The sequence below is a fragment of the Chitinophaga sp. RCC_12 genome, assembly GCF_041360695.1.
Taxonomy (GTDB): Bacteria; Bacteroidota; Bacteroidia; order Chitinophagales; family Chitinophagaceae; genus Chitinophaga.
The window spans coordinates 82,223-101,092 of the sequence record NZ_JBFUPS010000015.1 but is presented as its reverse complement, the minus strand read 5'-3'; the positions used below and the strand labels follow the sequence as shown (position 1 = coordinate 101,092).

Genomic DNA, 18,870 nt, shown 5'->3' with positions numbered 1-18,870 from the left:
CAATAAAAATAAAAAGACACATGCGTACGCTACTGCTATCTGCCTGTACCCTGCTTGCCGTTACCGCAACAGCGCAAAACAAAGAGCAGATGAAACCTGAAGCCACGGAAGTATGGGAGCCGGTACCAAAAGTAATTACACCAGGTACAGCAACCCTTACGGCGCCATCAGATGCGATCATACTGTTTAATGGCAAAAACCTCGACAGCTGGGAATCAGAAAAGGGAGGACCCGCAAAATGGGAGGTGAAAGATGATGCTATGACAGTTGTAAAAGGAGGTGGTGTTATTAAAACAAAGGAACAGTTTGAAGACTTCCAGCTGCATATCGAATGGCGCACCCCTGCTGAAGTAAAAGGCGAAAGCCAGGGCCGCGGCAACAGCGGTGTATTTATGCAGGAACAATACGAACTGCAGGTATTGGATAACTATAACAACCGCACCTATTCCAACGGGCAGGCCGGCAGCTTTTACAAACAAAAAATTCCGCTGGTAAATGCCTGCAAAAAACCAGGCGAATGGCAAACCTATGATGTAATCTGGACCGCTCCCCGCTTTAATGGCGACGGTTCCCTGAAATCTCCTGCAAGAGCCACTGTACTGCAAAATGGCGTACTGGTGCAGAATAATGTGGAGCTGGAAGGTAAAACAGAATATATCGGTAAACCAACCTATGTAAAACACGGTGCCAAATCCATCGCACTGCAGGATCATGGAAATCCGGTAAGCTTCAGGAATATCTGGATAAGACCCCTGTAAGCTATCATCCTTTTATATGTTGTGCAGCGGAGGAAAATCCTCCGCTGCATTTTTTTTAAGTTAAACTGTCCTCTTCAATATTCAGCGATAAATACACTGCGTCGCTGATGGGATTGTCATAATACGCAGCGATCGGCTGAAATCCGAGTGAGGTGTACAAATCAATTGCAGGACGCATATGCGCTAATGTATCCAGCAGGATCCGCTTGTATCCAAGCTCCCGGCTCTCTGCAATGGCGGCACTGGCCAGGGCCTTCCCTACGCCGTGTCCTTTAAAGGCATCCTTTACGAAAAGACGCTTCATTTCTGCGGTACTGTTGTCGAATGACCGCACGGCCACACATCCGGCCAGCTGTCCATCTACCAATGCCAGGAACAATGCGCCGGTTGGAGGCACATACACACCCGGCAGGTTCGCCAGCTCATCTTCAAATTGTTGAAAACTAAGATCTACATTTAGCCAATTGGCATATTCGCGGAAAAGCAGCTTCACCTGGTTAAGGTGCTTGGAATCTTCGGCGGTTACTTTAATAATCTCTGTCATAACCACTTCTTTTTAATGTATATAAAACGCAACAAGCCTTCTGCATGCAGAAGGCTTGTTGACCGGAAAATGATGGCAGCTCCATATTTTAATAGAAAATGCCGCCGATATCTTTATTATCAATTACACACGCTGTGTTTAGATAGCTATAGTAAATTATTGATAAATCTCTTGCCTTCTGATAACCTCACCTGCCTCTTGCGGGGTATGCAATATAATCTTTTGATTTGATATTTCAACACACTTTGCATTATTTCTTTTTGACCCCTGAAGCCAGCCAGCAGCGGGCATCTCCACCTCAAACACACCTATACTTCTCAGATACCCCCGTATTCCACCCAGCCCCTTTGGCACATAATATGCCGGTTGCCATTACAAAAATCTATTACAGTTTTACCGGAAATGAAAAAGCCGCGGTGTACGCGGCTTTAAGAAAGAGATATGTAGAGGTTCCGAGCGGATTCGAACCGCTGTACGAGGTTTTGCAGACCTCTGCCTAGCCACTCGGCCACGGAACCATCAGTTTCAAAATGTTCGCCGTAAGTCCCCCACTGGCGTACATCTCATTCGTTTTGTGGGATTGCAAAAGTAGTGAATTTCTAACAACCACCAAATATTATTTAAAAAATATCTGAAAAAATATTTTGATAATATAGCAGAACAAAGGAATATTGACACTGGAAATGTTGATTTGCGAATAATAAAAATTAGTACAATGGATAACCGTATTGCAGAATCAGAACTGATCATCAACAACCGCGGAGCCGTATATCATCTTGATGTAAGACCGGATGAACTGGCCCATACCATCATCACCGTAGGCGACCCAGACCGTGTAGGCGCAGTAAGCAAACACTTTGATAAAATAGAAGGCAAATACCAGCACCGTGAATTTGTAACGCATACCGGCTATATCGGCAACAAACGCCTCTCCGTAGTTTCTACCGGCATCGGCACCGATAATATCGATATCGTGCTCAATGAACTGGACGCACTCGTAAATATAGATTTTGAAACACGCCAGGTGAAACCAACCCTCACCTCCCTGCAAATCATCCGCCTCGGTACTTCCGGCGCCCTGCAGGAAAATATACCGGTGGATAGTTTTGTGGTATCCTCGCATGGCCTGGGCCTCGACAACCTCATGAACTATTACATGTTTGAAAATACCAGCGCAGAAAAGCAGCTGATGGAGTCGTTCCGCGGACAGGTATTCCTGCAGCCCGGTGGCGCCAACCCCTGCCTCTTTGAAGCATCTGCAAAACTACAGGAACATTTCACAGATGGTTTTCATACAGGCATCACCGTTACCTGCCCCGGTTTCTATGCACCGCAGGGCCGCGTACTCCGTGGCGCCCTGTCTAATCCAAACCTGATCGATAAACTCACCAGCTTCAGCTACGAGCACCACCACATCACTAACTTCGAAATGGAAACCTCTGCCATCTATGGCCTGGGCCGCGTACTCGGACACGAATGCCTTTCCATAAGCGCCATCGTTGCCAACCGCATCCGCCAGGAATTCAGTAAAGATGGCGGCGCAGCAGTGGCAGCCCTGGTCGAAAAAGGACTGGGCATTATTGCCGCCATTTAACAGTGCGGATTTTGTCTGAAGCACTGATTACGCTGATTTTACTGATTTTACTGATTTTACTTTTTGGATTTTTTTGGATTTTTAGATTTAATAATAAATAAGGGAGATAGCAGCGAATATATCCGCTGCTATCTCCCTTAATCCTTTATAAAATCCAAAAGTAAAAATCAAACTAATCAGTATAATCAGCGTAATCCTGAGAAAGACAAAATCCGCGCATCGGTTAATTTTTTATCTTTGTACCCATGAACAAAATCCACTTCTATAAATATCAGGGAACCGGCAATGACTTCGTCATTATGGATAACCGGGATGGACAATACGACTGGCTGACAGACGAACAGGTGAATGAACTATGCGACCGCCGCTTCGGCATTGGCGCAGATGGCCTGATGCTGCTCAATAAAAGCGAGGACTACGACTTCGCCATGAAATATTACAACGCAGATGGCCGCGAAGGCACCATGTGCGGTAATGGCGGCAGATGCCTCGCGGCTTTCGCCCACAAAATGGGCGTAGGCGACGGTAACCTCTATTTCATCGCAGTGGATGGCGAACATCAGGCTACCATGGATGGTAACAACTGGGTAAACCTGAAAATGCAGGATGTAGATGATGTGGAACATGGCCCCCTCTACTACTACCTCAATACCGGCTCACCACATTTTGTAAAATTTGTGGAAGACGTACAGGCAGTAGATGTGTTTAATGAAGGCCGTGGCATCCGTTACAACGACCGCTTCGCAGCAGCAGGTACCAACGTGAACTTTGTGCAGAAATTTGAAAGTGGGATATTTGTCCGCACCTACGAAAGAGGCGTAGAAGATGAAACCTACTCCTGCGGCACCGGCGTAACCGCCGCCGCACTTACTTTCGCCGGCACAGAAACAAAAGAATACACAGTGCCGGTACAAACTTTAGGTGGACAACTGGAAGTACGCTTTACCAAAACCGGTGAACGCACTTTTGAAAACATCTGGCTCTGTGGCCCCGCCACACTGGTGTTTGAAGGGGAAATCTCCAAATAATCAAAATATAAATAAATGAGAAAGCCGCCCAAAATGATTGGGCGGCTTTCTCATTTATGCCTGTATCCTTATTTCCTTCTGAATACCTTGTTGGCTGCCTTACGTAACGTAGCGGCAACAGTATGATTAATATCTTCGGATACCTGCATCAGCAATATGGCACCTCCAAACAACACCAGGAACAATACTCCGTGTACCACAATACTGATAAAAGGATTACCTAACGGCGGAAGCAGGCTGCTGATATAGTAAATGGCCACGCTGGCCGCTAATGCCTTTAATGTGTTAATAGAAAACGGCTGCAGTCCAAAACGCTTCCGGATAAACAATAAACGGATACCGTTAAACACAAACTGCGAGATCATCATGGAATAACCTGATCCCACCATCCCGTACTTCTTTATCAGGAAATAATTCAGCGGAATTGACAATATCACCAGCACCGTGGCCGAAGTAAGATCAAAGCGCCAGAAACGGGAAGTAGCCAGCAACTGCTGATTCACCCCCGTGCCCATGTCAATGATCTTGGCTATGCCCATGAAAAAAACCAGGTATTTAGCCGAAGAATACGCATGCGGCATAATCCGGTATATATCATCAATGTTGAGCCATATCTCCCAGAAAATAAAAAGCGCAGCCACCAGCTGTAAAATCGATGACTTCTTATAAATTTCATCAATCTTTGCCATGTTCTTGTCCTTCCACGACTGGGCAATAATAGGTGTGGCAATCGAGGAAATGCTTCTTTGCGGTACTTGTATCAACTGCGCCATGTAAGTGGCAATGGTCATATACGCGGCCTCGTCCAATCCGCTGATGCTCGCAATGATCAGCGCCCCGATATTCTGCGACAGGAGATTAAAAATAGTAGCTGAGGTAAGGGAAAACGCATAGATCATCATTCGCTTATACAGCCGCGAGGTAACACTGCTCACCTTTATGGAGAAATACAACAGGTTCTTACGCCAGAGATAAAAAAGCAACAACACCAGCGCAATAATGTACAGCAGGCTGAAAAGCCACATGAAAACAATAAAACTGATCAGCTTGAATACATACAGCCCTATAATGGCAGAAGTCATAATCCTGATCAGCAACTCCTTCAGGAAATTAGGCGCTACCGTTTCGTGCCGCGACCAGCTATAGCTTTCAAATACAGAAAACAATACGATCCCCGTCACAAAAGGATACAGGAAATAGAAATATTCTATCAGCAGGGGCGACTTCGTTACATATTTCCGGACAATCAGGTCCTTAAACACCACCGTTCCCACAAAAAATAACGCCAGCCCTATCAGCGTGGCAATTACCACCCACCCCATCAGGTCGTTTTTCTTCTCCGGCAAATGATAGGCATAATAGGGATAAAACCGGTTAATCATCAAACCCGTGCTGAAGGTACAAAACGGCACCACAATCACCCCTATATCCCCTATAATCCGGGTTAACCCGAATTGATCCCCGCTGAAAAATACCGGAAACAGTAATAACGTATTGATCCCGCCTATCGCAAAGCCCAAATAAATCAACACAGACGACCGCAGACTCTGATGTTTTACAACTCCCATTTATATATAAAATATTTTAACTGTTTCCTGTTGCACAATATTACATCAAATGAAAACAGGATTCAACATTTTAACTACCTTTGCGCCCGATGATCCAGTATTTTACAAATATAGATTCCAAAACTGTAGAAATACACCAGCCGGAAAACGGCGCCTGGGTAAATATTACCCCACCGCTTAAACAGGCCGAATTTGAACAGTTATCCGAGGAACTCGATATTCCCCTGGACTTCCTCACGGATTCACTCGATATTGACGAAAAATCCAGGTTTGAGCTGGAAGACAATGTAAAACTCATTGTCCTGAAAACGCCGACCGAAAACAATTCGATCAATGAAAGTGAAGCCTATTACATTACCATCCCCATCGTAATTATCCTGACCCACCACCAGATCATTACGGTAAATTCTTTTGATAATACCGCTATCAAAAAGTTCCTGAATACTTTTCATAACCGCTCTCCCGAAAAAAGGAATATGATGGTCCTGAAAATATTTGAGAAAGTGGTGATCAATTTCCTCGATTACCTGAAGGAAATTAACCAGCGCAGGAACATGCTGGAAGCTAAACTATATGATTCCAACCGGAACGAGGAACTGCTGGGTATCATGCGTATCCAGAAAAGCCTGGTGTACTTTGTAACCGCGCTGCGCAGTAATGAGCTGCTGCTCATGAAACTGGAACGGACTAACTTCCTGGGACTGAACGAAGATGAAAAAGAATTCCTGCAGGATCTGATCGTAGATACCTCCCAGGCCCTGGAAATGGCCAACGTATATACGAATATCCTCAGCAGCACCATGGATGCCTTTGCCAGCATCATCTCCAATAACCTCAACGTGGTGATGAAGCGGCTCACCTCCATTACCATCATCCTTACATTCCCCATGCTGGTGGCCAGTATCTATGGCATGAACGTGGATATCCCCTACCAGCATACCCTTCATGCCTTCTATATACCGGTTATCTTGTCTATCGCTATTTCTGTAGTCATCAGCTGGTATTTTATGAAGAAGAAATGGTTTTAAGCCCTTTTAATTAAGCATATGCAAACAGGATTTAACGTAAGAGTATACGGCATCATGATCAACGATCAGAAGCAGGTGCTGGTGAGCGATGAATATATCCGTGGGGGTTATTATACCAAATTCCCCGGCGGTGGCCTGGAATTCGGGGAAGGCACCCTGGAGTGCATCGTACGCGAATGGCAGGAGGAACTGGGCCAGGATGTAAAAGTGGTAGAACATATTTATACCACCGACTTCTTCCAGATCTCAGCGTTCGACAACGTTACACAAATCATCTCTATTTACTACCTCGTAACGCCACTGTCGCCGTTTACGGCATCCGTAAGCACCACGCCGTTCGACTTTACCATACCGGAAGGCGTGGAAGAAGTGGAACGCGCCCGCTGGATCAGCTGGGACGACTTTTCATCAGCAGCCGTTACCCTGCCCATCGATAAGGTAGTGGCCGACCTGGTAAAAGCAAAATATTAAAAAGAGAAAGGGGCTGTTTGATCAAACAGCCCCTTTCTCTTTATCAGTCGTTCGTAACAGGTTCTTCAAACGGTTGCTCCTTCCCCATCGCCGCCGCCTTCATCTGCTTAGCGGTATCATGCCCCAGGTAACGCTCTATCCGGTGTTCTATCAAATAGATCAGCGGCGTGAGCACTACCGCCACCACAAACTTATAGCTGTAGTTCACCAGGCATATGGCCAGTACCCGCTGCCAGCTCCAGTCGTTGCCCAGCTTAAAGGCGATATACAATACAATAAAACTGTCCACCAGCTGCGATACAATGGTGGAACCGGTAGCCCTCAACCATACATGCTTCTCTCCTGTACGTTTTTTAATTTTATGGAACACGGTCACATCCACGATCTGGCTCACCAGGAAAGCCGTTAAGCTGCCAAGTATGATCCACATGCCCTGGCCAAAAATACTGGTGAAGGCATTCTGCATGTCGGGAATACCGGCATCCGCCCGGCTGCCCTTCCACCAGCCATCTGCAGGCACGCTCATGGCTACCCAAAACATAATAAACGCATAGGAGATCAACCCCACCGCGATATAGGAAATACGGCGCACCGCCTTCGGCCCGAAATACTCATTGACAATATCCGTCATTACAAACTCCAGTGGCCATAACAACACCCCTGCCGTTAAGGTGTACGCCAATCCGCTTTCGCCAAAAAGGGTGAAAGTATGCACGGGCAATCCCAGTAACTTCTCCAGGGAAAACAACTTACCGCCAATACATTCTGCAATCAGCGCATTGGCTACAAAGAAGCTGGTAAATATCACGAACAGTTTAGTGGGCTTATCGTTTAACAGATTTCTGAGCATTAGTAATTAACTATAAGTTGAAATATAAGGATAGCAATATTGAACAAATATAACCAGGGCGGCAATGTTTTCCATTGTATTTTTTTTAACAATAATAACACGCCCGTCAGCACACACAAAATGGCATTCAGCGGGAAAGCAATACCTACACCCAATACCAGTATGTGATTCACCACGTTATCAAAAGAATGATCATAAGCCGTGATGCGCAGGATTTCACTGGTTATGAAGCACAGATTGCATATAAATGCAAATTTTAAGAGGAACCGGATCCTGCGCATATTGAAATTTCGGATAAATTACAGTTATTTTTGTTTCTTTAAAACTAAATCCAAAATATCCGATGAAGCAAAACTGGCTAAAAGCCATTCTTCCACATGTTGCAGCAATAGGGATCTTCCTCCTGCTGGCATTTGTGTATTGCGCTCCTGTCCTTGAAGGCAAGGTGGTGAATCAGAGCGACATGAAGAATGTAAAAGGAATGGCGAAAGAGGCAAAGGACTTTTATGAAGCAACCGGCGAACGTCCGTTATGGACCAACAGTATGTTCTCTGGTATGCCCTCCTATGTGATATTTACAGGTCCCGGCGCCAATAAAATAGCGTACATGAATAAAATTGTGACGCTGAATACGCCGGATCCCGTTAATATGCTGTTCCTGGCCATGATATCCATGTACCTGCTCCTTTGTATATTAGACTTCAAATACTGGATCAAGGTAATGGGCGCCATTGCATTTGCTTTCTGCTCCTATAATGTGATCCTCATTGATGTAGGTCACGTTACCAAAATGTACGATATTGCCCTGATGCCCGCGGTACTCGCAGGCATTGTCCTCACCTACCGTGGCCGCCTGCTCACCGGCGCTGCGTTAACCGCCCTGGCCACGGCCATGCTGGTTTATAATAACCACCTGCAAATCATTTACTACACACTGATCATGGTGTTTTGCCTGGCCGTGTGTGCATTTATACATTTTTTCCGGGAGAAACAATTGCTCCAGTTCTTCAAAGCTTCGGCCTTACTGGCCGTGGCCGGCATATTGGCGGTGCTCACTTCTATGGACAGTCTCATGATCCTGCGTGAATACACCGACTACACCATGCGCGGCAGCAAATCGGAACTCACACTGGATAAAGATGATGTAAACCAGAAGAAGTCTACCGGCCTGGATATCGATTACGCCTACGACTGGAGCTATGGTAAAGCAGAATCGGGCACCCTCCTCATACCTGGCTACGTGGGTAATTCCTCCGGCCAGAAGCTGAAAGTAAGCTCCAACTTTGGCCAGCAAATGATTAGCCTTGGCGCCGCAGAACCACAGGTAGAACAGTTCCTGAGCCAGCAGAAATTACCGCTCTATTACGGCGCCCAGTCGAAAGGTACTTCCGGTCCCGTATATGTAGGCGCTATCATCTGCTTCCTTTTCGTATTATCGTTACTGTTAGTGAAGAGCTGGCATAAATGGTGGCTGATTGCTATAACGGTTATCGGCTTCATACTGGCATGGGGTAAAAACATGGCGTTCATCAATGATCCGCTGTTTTACTACCTTCCGCTGTATAATAAATTCCGCGCACCTGCGCAGGCGCTGGTATTGCCGTCACTCACCTTTGTGGTGCTGGCCTGCTGGGGCTTGCAGGAAATTGCCAATGGCAAGCATACCACCAAAGAATTATTAAAAAAACTGAAAGAGTCGGCGCTGATCACCGGCGCATGTATCCTTGGCTTTATTCTCATCAGCTATTTCTTCGTAGGCTTCAAATCTGCCAGCGATGAAGGCATGCTGCAATATTTCGCCCAAATGATGGGTGGCGAGGAAAACGGTAAACTGCTCATCCGCGCGCTGGAGAAAGACCGCGCCAGCCTATTGCTTACAGATGCGTTCCGCTCCGTGTTCTTCATCCTCGTGGCCGCAGGTGCTATCTGGGCTTTCCTGCTGAATAAAATGAAGTGGCAGGTATCAGCGATCATTATCACCGCAGCCATTACCATCGACCTGTGGCAGGTAGATAAAAACTACCTCGGCAGCGACAGTTTCGTGGATGATATGAGCTATATGCAGGACCTGCAGCCATCCGCTGCCGACCTTCAGATCAAACAGGACCCGGACCCATACTACCGCGTGTTCAATCTTACCACGTCCCCGTTTGATGATGCGTCTCCTTCTTACTTCCACAAAAATATCGGTGGCTACAGTCCCGCGAAATTGTGGGTTTACCAGGATCTCATCTCCCACCAGATCGCCAAAAATAATATGCATGTGCTAAACATGCTCAACACGAAATACTTTATCGTTCCGGATCAGAAAACAGGGCAGCCTGTAGCACAACGCAACCCGGACGCCTATGGCAACGCATGGTTTGTGCGTGATATCGTATGGGCGCCCGATGCCAATACAGAAATGAAAACGCTGGATGCGCTGAATACCCGCGACTCCGCAGTGATCGATAAACGGTTTGAAAAGCAACTGGGCAGCTTCAAGCCAGGCGCCGACAGCACCGCTGCCATCAAACTCACCAAATACGGCCTGAATAAACTGGAATATACCTCCCGTAACAGCCAGGAAGGTTTCGGCGTGTTCTCTGAAATATACTACCCCGCCGGATGGAACGCATTTATCGATGGTAAACCCACCGATATTATCCGTACCGACTACGCACTGCGCGGACTGAAAATACCCGCCGGGGAGCATAAAATAGAAATGAAATTTGAGCCGCAGACATTCCTGACAGGACTCAAAATTGCCAATATCACGTCTATCCTCCTACTCTTGCTGGTAGCGGCTTCCCTCATATTTGAGGTAATCAGGCAAAACAAAACAGGTGTTGCACCCGAACCGGTGGCCCCGGAAAAACCTGCCAAAAAGTAAACATCTTACTATGATATAAAAGAAGAAGGGCGGAGAATCATCTCCGCCCTTCTTCTTTTATATCATTTATTGTTATTGCTCGCTTCTGCCTTTTTTCACTACCGGGTACAATGATATCAAACCGGCATAGGTGACGATGATTTTCCACGCATTGCTCCATTTCAATTTTGCCACTGCCAGGAGGAATGGCTTCCCCAGGTCTTTCAGCACTTTGAGATAAGCAATAAAAAGGTTGCTTCTTCGTATATCCATTAAGGTAACCAAACCATACACCTTGTATTGCTTAATGATCATGTCTTCGCTTTCCTTCCGGGCGTGGCGGTCATGGCAAATGGTTACCGCGGGGCAAATACCTATCTTAAATCCGTAATAAAGCACCCGCTGCGCCAAATTATTATCTTCTCCATAATGAAAAAATACCGGGTGAAACAAACCCGCTTTTTCCAGGCACGCCTTACTCATCATCCAGGCGGCGGCATTCACAAACTCCACAGGGTATATATCCTTTACGGGTTCTCCGGGAGCCACTTCGCCGGCACGGTAATACTGCGCAAAACCAGCATCCATACCACTGTAATCACCACTCAGATGCACCGGGCTTATAATCCCGTATTCCGGGTGTTGCTCCATCATATTGATTAGCACAGCAATGGTGTTCTCTTCTGTCCAGGCATCCTGGTTCAGCAGGAAAACATAGTCCGCACCCTGTTGCAACGCCTGTTTAATAGCTTTGTTATTCGCCTGCCCAAATCCCAGGTTCTTGCCCGAACGTATCAGCGTTACTTCCGGGTAATCCGCTTCCAGCATAGAAATGGTAGCATCTGTTGAGCCATTATCCACCACGATGGTTTGTACCGGATAACTGCCCGACCGTAAACTGCCAAAACATTTATGTATCCACTTCGTCCCGTTATAGGTGACAATAACGACAAATACCTTTTTCATTCCGGCTATTTTCTGTATTTCTCCTGCAGGAATTCAAAGAAGTAATGAGAAGGTTTCAGGTTAATCAGTTCATACCGTTTCTTTTCAAGATCGGCATAGCTCATAGCTTCAATGGCAGGTATGCTTACATCCAGCACACTTTCCGGAGTGCCTTTGGTAATAACCCCAATACCCCAATCGCTGTCGATGGTAAACACCTGCAGATCCTTACGGGTACGGAGCATGGCAATCGACTTCCATACATCACCAGTCCAGGCGCCTGTCCAGTCGGGGATTTCCCCTCTTTCCGCCTTTGCCAGCACTTCCTGCTGGGAAGCACCCGCCGGCGATTCGCAGGCAGCATTGGGTGGATTCACATCATGTACTACAATAAAACCACCGTCGTTCAGATACTCCAGGCAGTTAACGATATCCTGGTAACATTGTTTGTAGGTATGTAAACCATCCACAAATGCTACATCAATGCCATCCCGGCGAAGCATCTCTTTCTGATCTGCAAAAAACTGGTCGCTGGTTACCTGGAAATATTTGGCATTGCCTGGCTTCAGCTTTGTGCGCAACCAGGCCCTGAAGGAAAACCTGAATTCAGGATCTACAGCAATTTTTGCTTTTACCGGTGCATTCAGGGAAAAGAAAACATATCCTGTATCCACTCCTATTTCAACGTAAACTTTGGCCTTTGTTCTCTGCAACAAAGATTTAATGACAGCAATGCGATTCATTATAATGGTTTAATTTTTTAAATCATTCACTTTCCGCAGAAAGACGACCCTCACAAGATAGACATCATTTTGAATATACGATATCCGTTGTGGTTCATTTTACGGAACAATTAGTACTTTTTGCGGACCAGGTATCTGCTGGCAATAAACAGGTGATTCACCAGGTTGGCTAGTTTACCGTAGTAGTGGTTCAATATCCGGTAACGTTCCTTCCAGGCCCGCTGCTGGTGCTGCTTGGAAGTGCCCCCCACCCTGAACCTGGCCACTACCAGGTGCGTATTACATACTTTACGCGATGCCTTCAACGTGCGGATCATCCAGTCGATATCCGCGCAAACCCGGTATTGTAAATCGTATAACGGGCTCAAACTGCGACGGATCACATAGGCCTGGTGAGATACTACCATGCCATGTTTCAAGCTCTTCCAGGTAAGCTGTTCCGGTACGCGGTGTGGTGTTTGCTCAGATCTCAGCCCTATGTCCTGCCCGTTCTCATCCATAAACATGGCCTCACCATAATACACATCCGCATCTTCGCAGGCAGCGAACATTTTCTCCACCACATTGGGTGCCGCCAGTACATCATCAGCATTAAGGAACAACAGGTAGCCCCCTGTAGCAAGTTGCATGCCTTTATTCATCGCATCATACAAACCATTGTCTTTTTCAGAAATCACGGTGGCAATACGGGAGCGGTATTTTTCAATCACGCCCATCGTATTATCGCGTGAAGCGCCGTCCACGATGATATATTCAATATGCGGGTATGTTTGCGCCAGCACACTCTGAATGGTATTCTCAATAAATTTCTCGGCATTAAAACATACCGTAATGATGCTTAATACCGGTGAAGAGGCTTTGTTCATGTATCTGATTATTGCGGGTTCCTTACCACGGATTGAAACAGGTGATAGTACTGCCCGGCTACTACTTTCATTCCAAAATACTGTTCTGTAAATGTTCTGGCCGCTTTGCCAAACTGCCGGCAAATATCCGGGTGGTTCAGCAAATGCAGCGTTTTTGCAGCAAACTCCTGCTGGTTACCAGGTGCTACCACATATCCTGTTACGCCGTCCCGCACTATTTCCCGGCATCCGCCTACATCAAAGGTAATACAGGCCGTTTCACAACTACCGGCTTCTATCAGCACATTGGGCAGGTTATCTGCCTTGGTGGGATAGAAAAAAATATCGCTGGCGCTGTAGCATTGCATCATTTTCTCCGTTTCCTTCACATAGCCGGTATATACGCATTCCAGGTGCTTAAATGTTCCGGGCAACTGGTCCCTGCCTATCATGAGCAGGTATACTTTCCGGTCCAGCTGTGCATCCAGCAGGTGTAAAATATGCAGCAATTCTGCACCGCCTTTAAACTCGCTGTTAAACAACCGCTCGGATACAAAGGTAATTACCTGTGCATCTGCCGGGAGGCCCAACGCCTGGCGGGAAGCGGTTTTATCCTGCGGCCGGAAATAATCTGTGTCAATAGGATTAGGAATATGATACAGCGGTTTATTCTTTGTAAGCGGACTTTCAGCGGTCATGTCATACAACCACCGTGAAGGCGAAACAATGTGCAGGTCGCTGCCGGCATAGAGCCGCTGTTTTCTCCTTATGAGATAATTGCCGGTAGGCAATCCCATAGCAGGCGCACGTTTGTGCTCCCCTTTGCCCGCCCTCCCTCTTTTCCAGGAAGTATCGCCAAAGGTATGCGCTGCGTTGCCTGTAATGGCCCACATATCATGCAGCGTCCACACAATAGGCGCGATAGCAGACAAGCGTGGCAGTAAGGTAGCATCAAAATATCCGCCGTGAATATTATGCAGGCTGATCACATCGGGCTGGTAAGCCTGGGTATGCCGCATAATAGCGGAAGTGGAAAAAGGAAAATACAGATATTGCAGCCCCGCCCGGTTACTTAATACATTGAGTCCTCTTTCAATAACATTCCGCACGGCACCCGGACGGGTAACCGTGGCGCGGGGAGAAGCCGTGTGGGTGCCTACCAGGAAATCATTGGCGGTATGATAATACTCCGCCAGCCCGGCTGCAATCCTTTGCGCTGCTATAGCAGCACCACCGCTGTTCTCATATTTATTGATAAAAAGTATTTTCACCGGCTAGTATTTAAAGAACTGTTGCATTTGTTTGCGGAACACATCCGGCGGCCAGTTGCGTACCAGGATGCGGGGTAGCGCATACGGATTGCTCCAGCTGTGCACCTGTCCGTGGTAGTTGGCGCACACCATTTGTAAACCCAGCGCCTTGCAGGCTTTGATGCTGTCTGCATTGTAATAGCGTTTGGTGCCGAGGAATTTCCTGCCGCCAAAAGGATAGGAAAAATGTACCTGCGGAGCGCCCAGTACCCCTTCCAGGATTTCTTTGGACATCCCTATCTCGGTATATTGTTCTTCGTAGCTCAGCATGCCCACAGCCGGATGGCGGTGGGTATGACAGCCGATAGTAGCATAGGCCGCCTGGCCCATTGCTTTTACCTCTTCCCAGGTCATTAACCGGTGCGAAGCGCGGCCGGTAGCGGTTTTACCGGACCAGTCATATAGCTGCTGCATGGCAGATTCAATTTCCGCCGGTTTACAAAAGCGCAGCACCTGTTGCAGCGCATAATATGTTTCGCGTATAGCCGCAAGCGTATCTGTGATATACCGTGCCAGCTGCCCGTTGATGGTGATCTGTAAAACAGGGGGCAGGTTGCCGGGCGTAAGCAATACTCTCTCAAGGTCATCCCACCACAATTCGAAGGCGGTATTGATCTTAGAGGTGGTAATATAAAAGAGGGCAGGCGCCTGGTGCTTTGTCAGTAAAGGCAACGCCTCCAGGTAGTTGTCTGCATAGCCATCATCGAACGTCACAAATACAGAGCGTTCGGGGAAAGCTTTTTTATTTTTTACATGATAAAGGAATCGTTCAGCATCCAATAGATTATAGTCAGTGGCCAGATGCGCAAGGTGTGAGTTGAAGTGTTCCGGCGTAACTGAAAGGTCCTGTGGGTCCTGTTGCAGGGTGGTAACCCGGTGGTACAGTAAAATAACCGCCGGTTGCTGCACTTTGTTGGCTACATAATGCGCAACAGAAAATATTTTTTTGCTCAGGTTTCCCATCAGATAATGCTACATTTTATAGGCGTATACATTCAACTGCATGTCCATGGTATCGTTTGCCGCTTTATTAACAAAAGGAACAGCTCTTTCTGTCGCCGATTCAATGAAGTACCTGAAACCATTCCGTTGAAGGGTTTCAAGGATCTCTCCCAATCCCTGCGGCGATTTACTAAAGGAATGATATTCTATAAAGATGTTTTTTACCACAGACAAAGCGGTGTCGCAGTCTTTGATCACAGCTACTTCCGCACCTTCGATATCCATTTTAAGAAAGTCAACGCTTCCTGCCTGTTCCAGTAAGCTTTTGAGGCGCACCGTTGGTACTACTACTTTGGTTCCGCTCCCATTTCCGAATACACTGCCGCCATCGGCATTATCGCTGTAGAAAGTAATACCTGCTTCATCCGTCCATACGGCCCGGGGCACTACGGTAACATCAGCAAAATTGTTTTTCCGGAGATTATCACCAAGAACACCCGCTATGAATGGATCCGCTTCAAAAGCCGTAATCCGGGCTCCGGGAAAAAGCGATTTAAAATAGATACAGCTTAAACCCACATTAGCGCCACAGTCAAAGATCACAGGGGCTTTATTACTGCTCTCAAACTGGTATACGCCGGAAAAAAATATCTCCTTATACTGAAATACAAAAGAAGGTCCGTCTACAATGTTTACATGGTAGTCCAGAAAATCAGCAGGCGCCTGCTCCTTTATCCGCTGTTGATAATGTTTGCGGTGTAAGCGTAAAAACTCCCGGTAATACTTATTACTGATAACCTGTTTAATCTTCTGCAGATTTTCACTGATCAATCCCATGTAATCTTTTTTTTGCTTTAATGGTGATAATTACCGGGTATACCGGATCGTTAAAATCCAATTCTGCGGCTGTTAACTCCTCTGTCACAATTCCCTGCAATATGGCGGTGCAGGCAAGTACATTTCCAGATGACGATACTTCTATGTTCCCTTCTCCAAAAACTTCACCAAACGCTTTAGCGGCCGATTGGGTAGTAAATCGCCAGTAATCCCCCCATTGTTTCATATCGGTGGCAGACAATTGGGTAATCCCTGCCAGTGTTGCCAGTAACACTCCCCCCGGCTTCAGCAAATAATAGGCGCCGGCAATGGCCGACTTAAAGTCATATATAAAATTGAAGGTCTGTGTGCAAATAAAGCAGTCAATACAATTTTCAGGCAAGGTAGCCGGGGAGGTTAAATCCCCCACAATAGTTACCTGTGGTTCCTGCTTCATATGCAACACTTCATATTTACTTACCTCCTGTCCAAATTGCCTGGAGTATTTGCTTTCTGCTATTTCAAGTACACTTCCGGTAATATGTGTTCTGTTCATTTTCAGGAACTGCTCAATGTAATAGCGGTCTACCGGCGTTCCACGGTCAAAGCCAAAAGTGGTGGAAAGTGGTTGCAGACTTCTTAAATTAGTCCACGACAGCGGCGAAACAGTATTCCTTTTTAAACGCTTTATAATCTTCCTGACCAGCTTAACCATTTCCAGTAATTTTTTTCCAGAATTTAGCAATCCGCTGCTTAACCTTTGCTTCAAAGGTCATTCCGGCATTACGCCTTAAAAAAGTACCGAATTTCTTTTCTATCAACAGGTAATTGCTTACAGGAATATCTTCCACAGGAATCCTTTCCTGGTAGATTTCTGTATAGGTGTAATCGTATTCCATAAAATGGTGTGTAGCACTGGCTACATTGCCATCGTGCCTCACCAGTGATTTCACTGGATAAAGGGTTAACATATCATTCAGATATGCGGTGGCCCTCCAGCGGATAGCCCAGGAACTTACCTTTCCATTCTTCTGCTGGTGCAACATCCTGAAAAACGGATACCCTCCCCAAAAATCAAACTCCTTCTTCAGTCCTCGTTCCTTTATTTGCGCAATTACCTTTTCTGTATCTCTTTCAAACTTATTCCATGCCCTCGACCAGGTACCCCAGCCCAAACAGCCGGGATCATGTATCATAAAGGTAGCCGGCTTATAATCTCCCGGCATTTCTATCGGGTACAGATAGCCATGGATCGCAATCATCTTTTCTTCGTGCTCGTACTTCCGGAGACCATCGTTCATATACTGCAGAAAATAAGGGGACACTGCGAGGTCATCTTCCAAAACGATTACTTTGCCATGTTTACGGATCACCTCCGTTACGCCATCTATCACTGAAGTGGCCAACCCTTTATTCTTCTCAGCCTCCAGCACCACTACTTCCTTGCACCATTGCCTGCTATGCACCACTTCACGGGCCTTTTTAACCAACGCTACCTGTTCCGGTGTGGCATTCTCTTTTGCACCGTCGCAATATACATACAACGTGCTCTCCCCTGCTTCCCTGTTTTCACTCAGGTGTTGCAAAGTGCTCAGCGTCAGCTCTGGCCGGTTGTATACAAATAATACGATGGGAGCAAATTCCATAATACAAAAAAGTACTGCGCAGCGCAGCTGTTAGGTTAAAAAAGTAAAAATCGTATAAAAATAACAATAAAACAAATGTGTAGAAGTGGCTATAGTCTTCCTCCGCCGGCAAAATAACGCTTCCAGTAAGGCTCTTTCAGATCGCTGATCATGACGCCGGCACTGGTAGATGCATGAACAAATTTATCATTCTCCAGGTAAATACCTACATGAGAAATACGTTTATGATGGATCCTGAAAAATACCAGGTCGCCTTCATGCAGGTCATGCGGTTTTAATCGTTTCACCTGTGAAAACAGGTCGGTGGAGTTTCCGGAAAGCCCCAGCTGAAACACGGTGTTCATCAGGGTATTTACAAATCCCGAACAATCGATGCCGTCTCTCGTTTTCCCACCCAGCCGGTAGGGTGTACCGTACCATTCGTCAATAAAACCATACAGCTTCTGGTTCAGTACCTCTTCTACCGGAACATCCAGTAACTGCGCATATTTAAATTGCCAGCTCTGCGCATTTTCCAGGTTGGCACTACCCCTGGTGATGTTTTTGCTGATGCTTACATCTTTGCTGTTATAGTGAGAAGTATTATTGCGGGGGGGACGGCTGGTAGCAATACCATCTATAAATTGAATACGGTTGTTGTTGGCAGCAGCAGGTGTGGTGGCAGCTTTTTTATTAGCATTTCCTTTCTTTAATGAAGCGCAGGAACTGAGCGATAATGCACATATCGATAACTTCACAAGTAGATGTCCCTTTACTCTGATCATAAGCGCTGGCTAAATTTTCGCTAAAATACAAATATATAGGGATTTACAAATGTCGATTTTCGCGAGAGGGATCGTTTGTCGCCTTCGGCGACGGAAATTGTCTTACTGCCGGATTACGCTGATTAACCGTGATTACGCTGATTTGATTATGTTTTGATTTTATATGA

General features: G+C 46.4%; 18 protein-coding genes and 1 tRNA gene. 6 read left to right on the top strand and 13 right to left on the bottom strand.

Annotated features, from left to right (window positions below; genetic code table 11):
• Positions 1-20 precede the first annotated feature (20 nt).
• Positions 21-758: a DUF1080 domain-containing protein gene (locus tag AB6805_RS30800; RefSeq protein WP_370913280.1), complete on the top strand. Its 738-nt coding sequence runs from the start codon at positions 21-23 to the stop codon at positions 756-758.
• A gap of 55 nt (positions 759-813) precedes the next feature.
• Here AB6805_RS30800 and AB6805_RS30795 read toward each other — a convergent pair whose 3' ends face one another.
• Together AB6805_RS30795 and AB6805_RS30790 are read right to left on the bottom strand one after the other, a co-directional pair.
• Positions 814-1,302, bottom strand: a complete 489-nt coding sequence (locus AB6805_RS30795) for a GNAT family N-acetyltransferase (protein WP_370913279.1) — start codon at positions 1,300-1,302, stop codon at positions 814-816.
• A gap of 447 nt (positions 1,303-1,749) precedes the next feature.
• Positions 1,750-1,820 (bottom strand) — tRNA-Cys (locus AB6805_RS30790).
• 197 nt (positions 1,821-2,017) lie between these two features.
• On the opposite strand from AB6805_RS30790, the gene AB6805_RS30785 reads away from it, so the two are divergent.
• The gene (locus tag AB6805_RS30785) at positions 2,018-2,896 is read left to right on the top strand and encodes a nucleoside phosphorylase (RefSeq protein ID WP_370913278.1); all 879 of its coding nucleotides are present in this window, start codon (positions 2,018-2,020) and stop codon (positions 2,894-2,896) included.
• Between the two features lie 245 nt (positions 2,897-3,141).
• Positions 3,142-3,924: a diaminopimelate epimerase gene (gene dapF / locus AB6805_RS30780; protein ID WP_370913277.1), complete on the top strand. Its 783-nt coding sequence runs from the start codon at positions 3,142-3,144 to the stop codon at positions 3,922-3,924.
• A 68-nt stretch (positions 3,925-3,992) separates the two neighbouring features.
• Here the strand turns inward: dapF and AB6805_RS30775 are convergent, their stop codons facing one another.
• Complete coding sequence (locus AB6805_RS30775) at positions 3,993-5,492, bottom strand: polysaccharide biosynthesis C-terminal domain-containing protein (protein WP_370913276.1); 1,500 nt, start codon at positions 5,490-5,492, stop codon at positions 3,993-3,995.
• Between the two features lie 89 nt (positions 5,493-5,581).
• Between AB6805_RS30775 and AB6805_RS30770 the strand changes: the two genes are divergently transcribed.
• Both AB6805_RS30770 and AB6805_RS30765 read left to right on the top strand, forming a co-directional pair.
• Positions 5,582-6,520 carry a magnesium transporter CorA family protein gene (locus AB6805_RS30770; RefSeq protein ID WP_370913275.1) on the top strand — a complete coding sequence of 313 codons (939 nt, stop codon included), beginning with the start codon at positions 5,582-5,584 and terminating at the stop codon, positions 6,518-6,520.
• A gap of 18 nt (positions 6,521-6,538) precedes the next feature.
• Entirely contained in the window at positions 6,539-6,991 is a 453-nt protein-coding gene (locus AB6805_RS30765) for an NUDIX domain-containing protein (protein ID WP_370913274.1), read from the top strand.
• Between the two features lie 43 nt (positions 6,992-7,034).
• On the opposite strand, the gene AB6805_RS30760 is transcribed toward AB6805_RS30765, so the two are convergent.
• On the bottom strand, positions 7,035-7,841 hold the full coding sequence (locus AB6805_RS30760; RefSeq protein ID WP_370913273.1) for a queuosine precursor transporter: 807 nt from the start codon (positions 7,839-7,841) through the stop codon (positions 7,035-7,037).
• Positions 7,842-8,184: 343 nt separating this feature from the next.
• Between AB6805_RS30760 and AB6805_RS30755 the strand changes: the two genes are divergently transcribed.
• Complete coding sequence (locus tag AB6805_RS30755) at positions 8,185-10,713, top strand: YfhO family protein (protein ID WP_370913272.1); 2,529 nt, start codon at positions 8,185-8,187, stop codon at positions 10,711-10,713.
• A 72-nt stretch (positions 10,714-10,785) separates the two neighbouring features.
• Here the strand turns inward: AB6805_RS30755 and AB6805_RS30750 are convergent, their stop codons facing one another.
• From AB6805_RS30750 to AB6805_RS30710, 9 genes are all read right to left on the bottom strand, one after another.
• The gene (locus tag AB6805_RS30750; RefSeq protein ID WP_370913271.1) at positions 10,786-11,658 is read right to left on the bottom strand and encodes a glycosyltransferase family 2 protein; all 873 of its coding nucleotides are present in this window, start codon (positions 11,656-11,658) and stop codon (positions 10,786-10,788) included.
• A 5-nt stretch (positions 11,659-11,663) separates the two neighbouring features.
• Positions 11,664-12,380 carry a class I SAM-dependent methyltransferase gene (locus AB6805_RS30745; RefSeq protein ID WP_370913270.1) on the bottom strand — a complete coding sequence of 239 codons (717 nt, stop codon included), beginning with the start codon at positions 12,378-12,380 and terminating at the stop codon, positions 11,664-11,666.
• Positions 12,381-12,490: 110 nt separating this feature from the next.
• Complete coding sequence (locus AB6805_RS30740; RefSeq protein WP_370913269.1) at positions 12,491-13,246, bottom strand: glycosyltransferase family 2 protein; 756 nt, start codon at positions 13,244-13,246, stop codon at positions 12,491-12,493.
• An 8-nt stretch (positions 13,247-13,254) separates the two neighbouring features.
• Positions 13,255-14,496 (bottom strand): glycosyltransferase, encoded by a 1,242-nt coding sequence (locus AB6805_RS30735; protein ID WP_370913268.1) that lies wholly within the window; start codon positions 14,494-14,496, stop codon positions 13,255-13,257.
• A 3-nt stretch (positions 14,497-14,499) separates the two neighbouring features.
• A complete protein-coding gene (locus tag AB6805_RS30730; protein WP_370913267.1) occupies positions 14,500-15,498 on the bottom strand; it encodes a polysaccharide deacetylase family protein in 999 nt (332 codons plus the stop codon).
• Between the two features lie 9 nt (positions 15,499-15,507).
• Entirely contained in the window at positions 15,508-16,314 is an 807-nt protein-coding gene (locus AB6805_RS30725; RefSeq protein WP_370913266.1) for an FkbM family methyltransferase, read from the bottom strand.
• Entirely contained in the window at positions 16,298-17,008 is a 711-nt protein-coding gene (locus AB6805_RS30720; RefSeq protein ID WP_370913265.1) for a methyltransferase domain-containing protein, read from the bottom strand. Before AB6805_RS30720 ends, AB6805_RS30725 begins: the two co-directional genes overlap by 17 nt.
• A complete protein-coding gene (locus tag AB6805_RS30715; RefSeq protein ID WP_370913264.1) occupies positions 17,001-17,939 on the bottom strand; it encodes a hypothetical protein in 939 nt (312 codons plus the stop codon). Before AB6805_RS30715 ends, AB6805_RS30720 begins: the two co-directional genes overlap by 8 nt.
• A gap of 89 nt (positions 17,940-18,028) precedes the next feature.
• Positions 18,029-18,703 (bottom strand): C40 family peptidase, encoded by a 675-nt coding sequence (locus tag AB6805_RS30710; RefSeq protein ID WP_370913263.1) that lies wholly within the window; start codon positions 18,701-18,703, stop codon positions 18,029-18,031.
• Positions 18,704-18,870 lie beyond the last annotated feature (167 nt).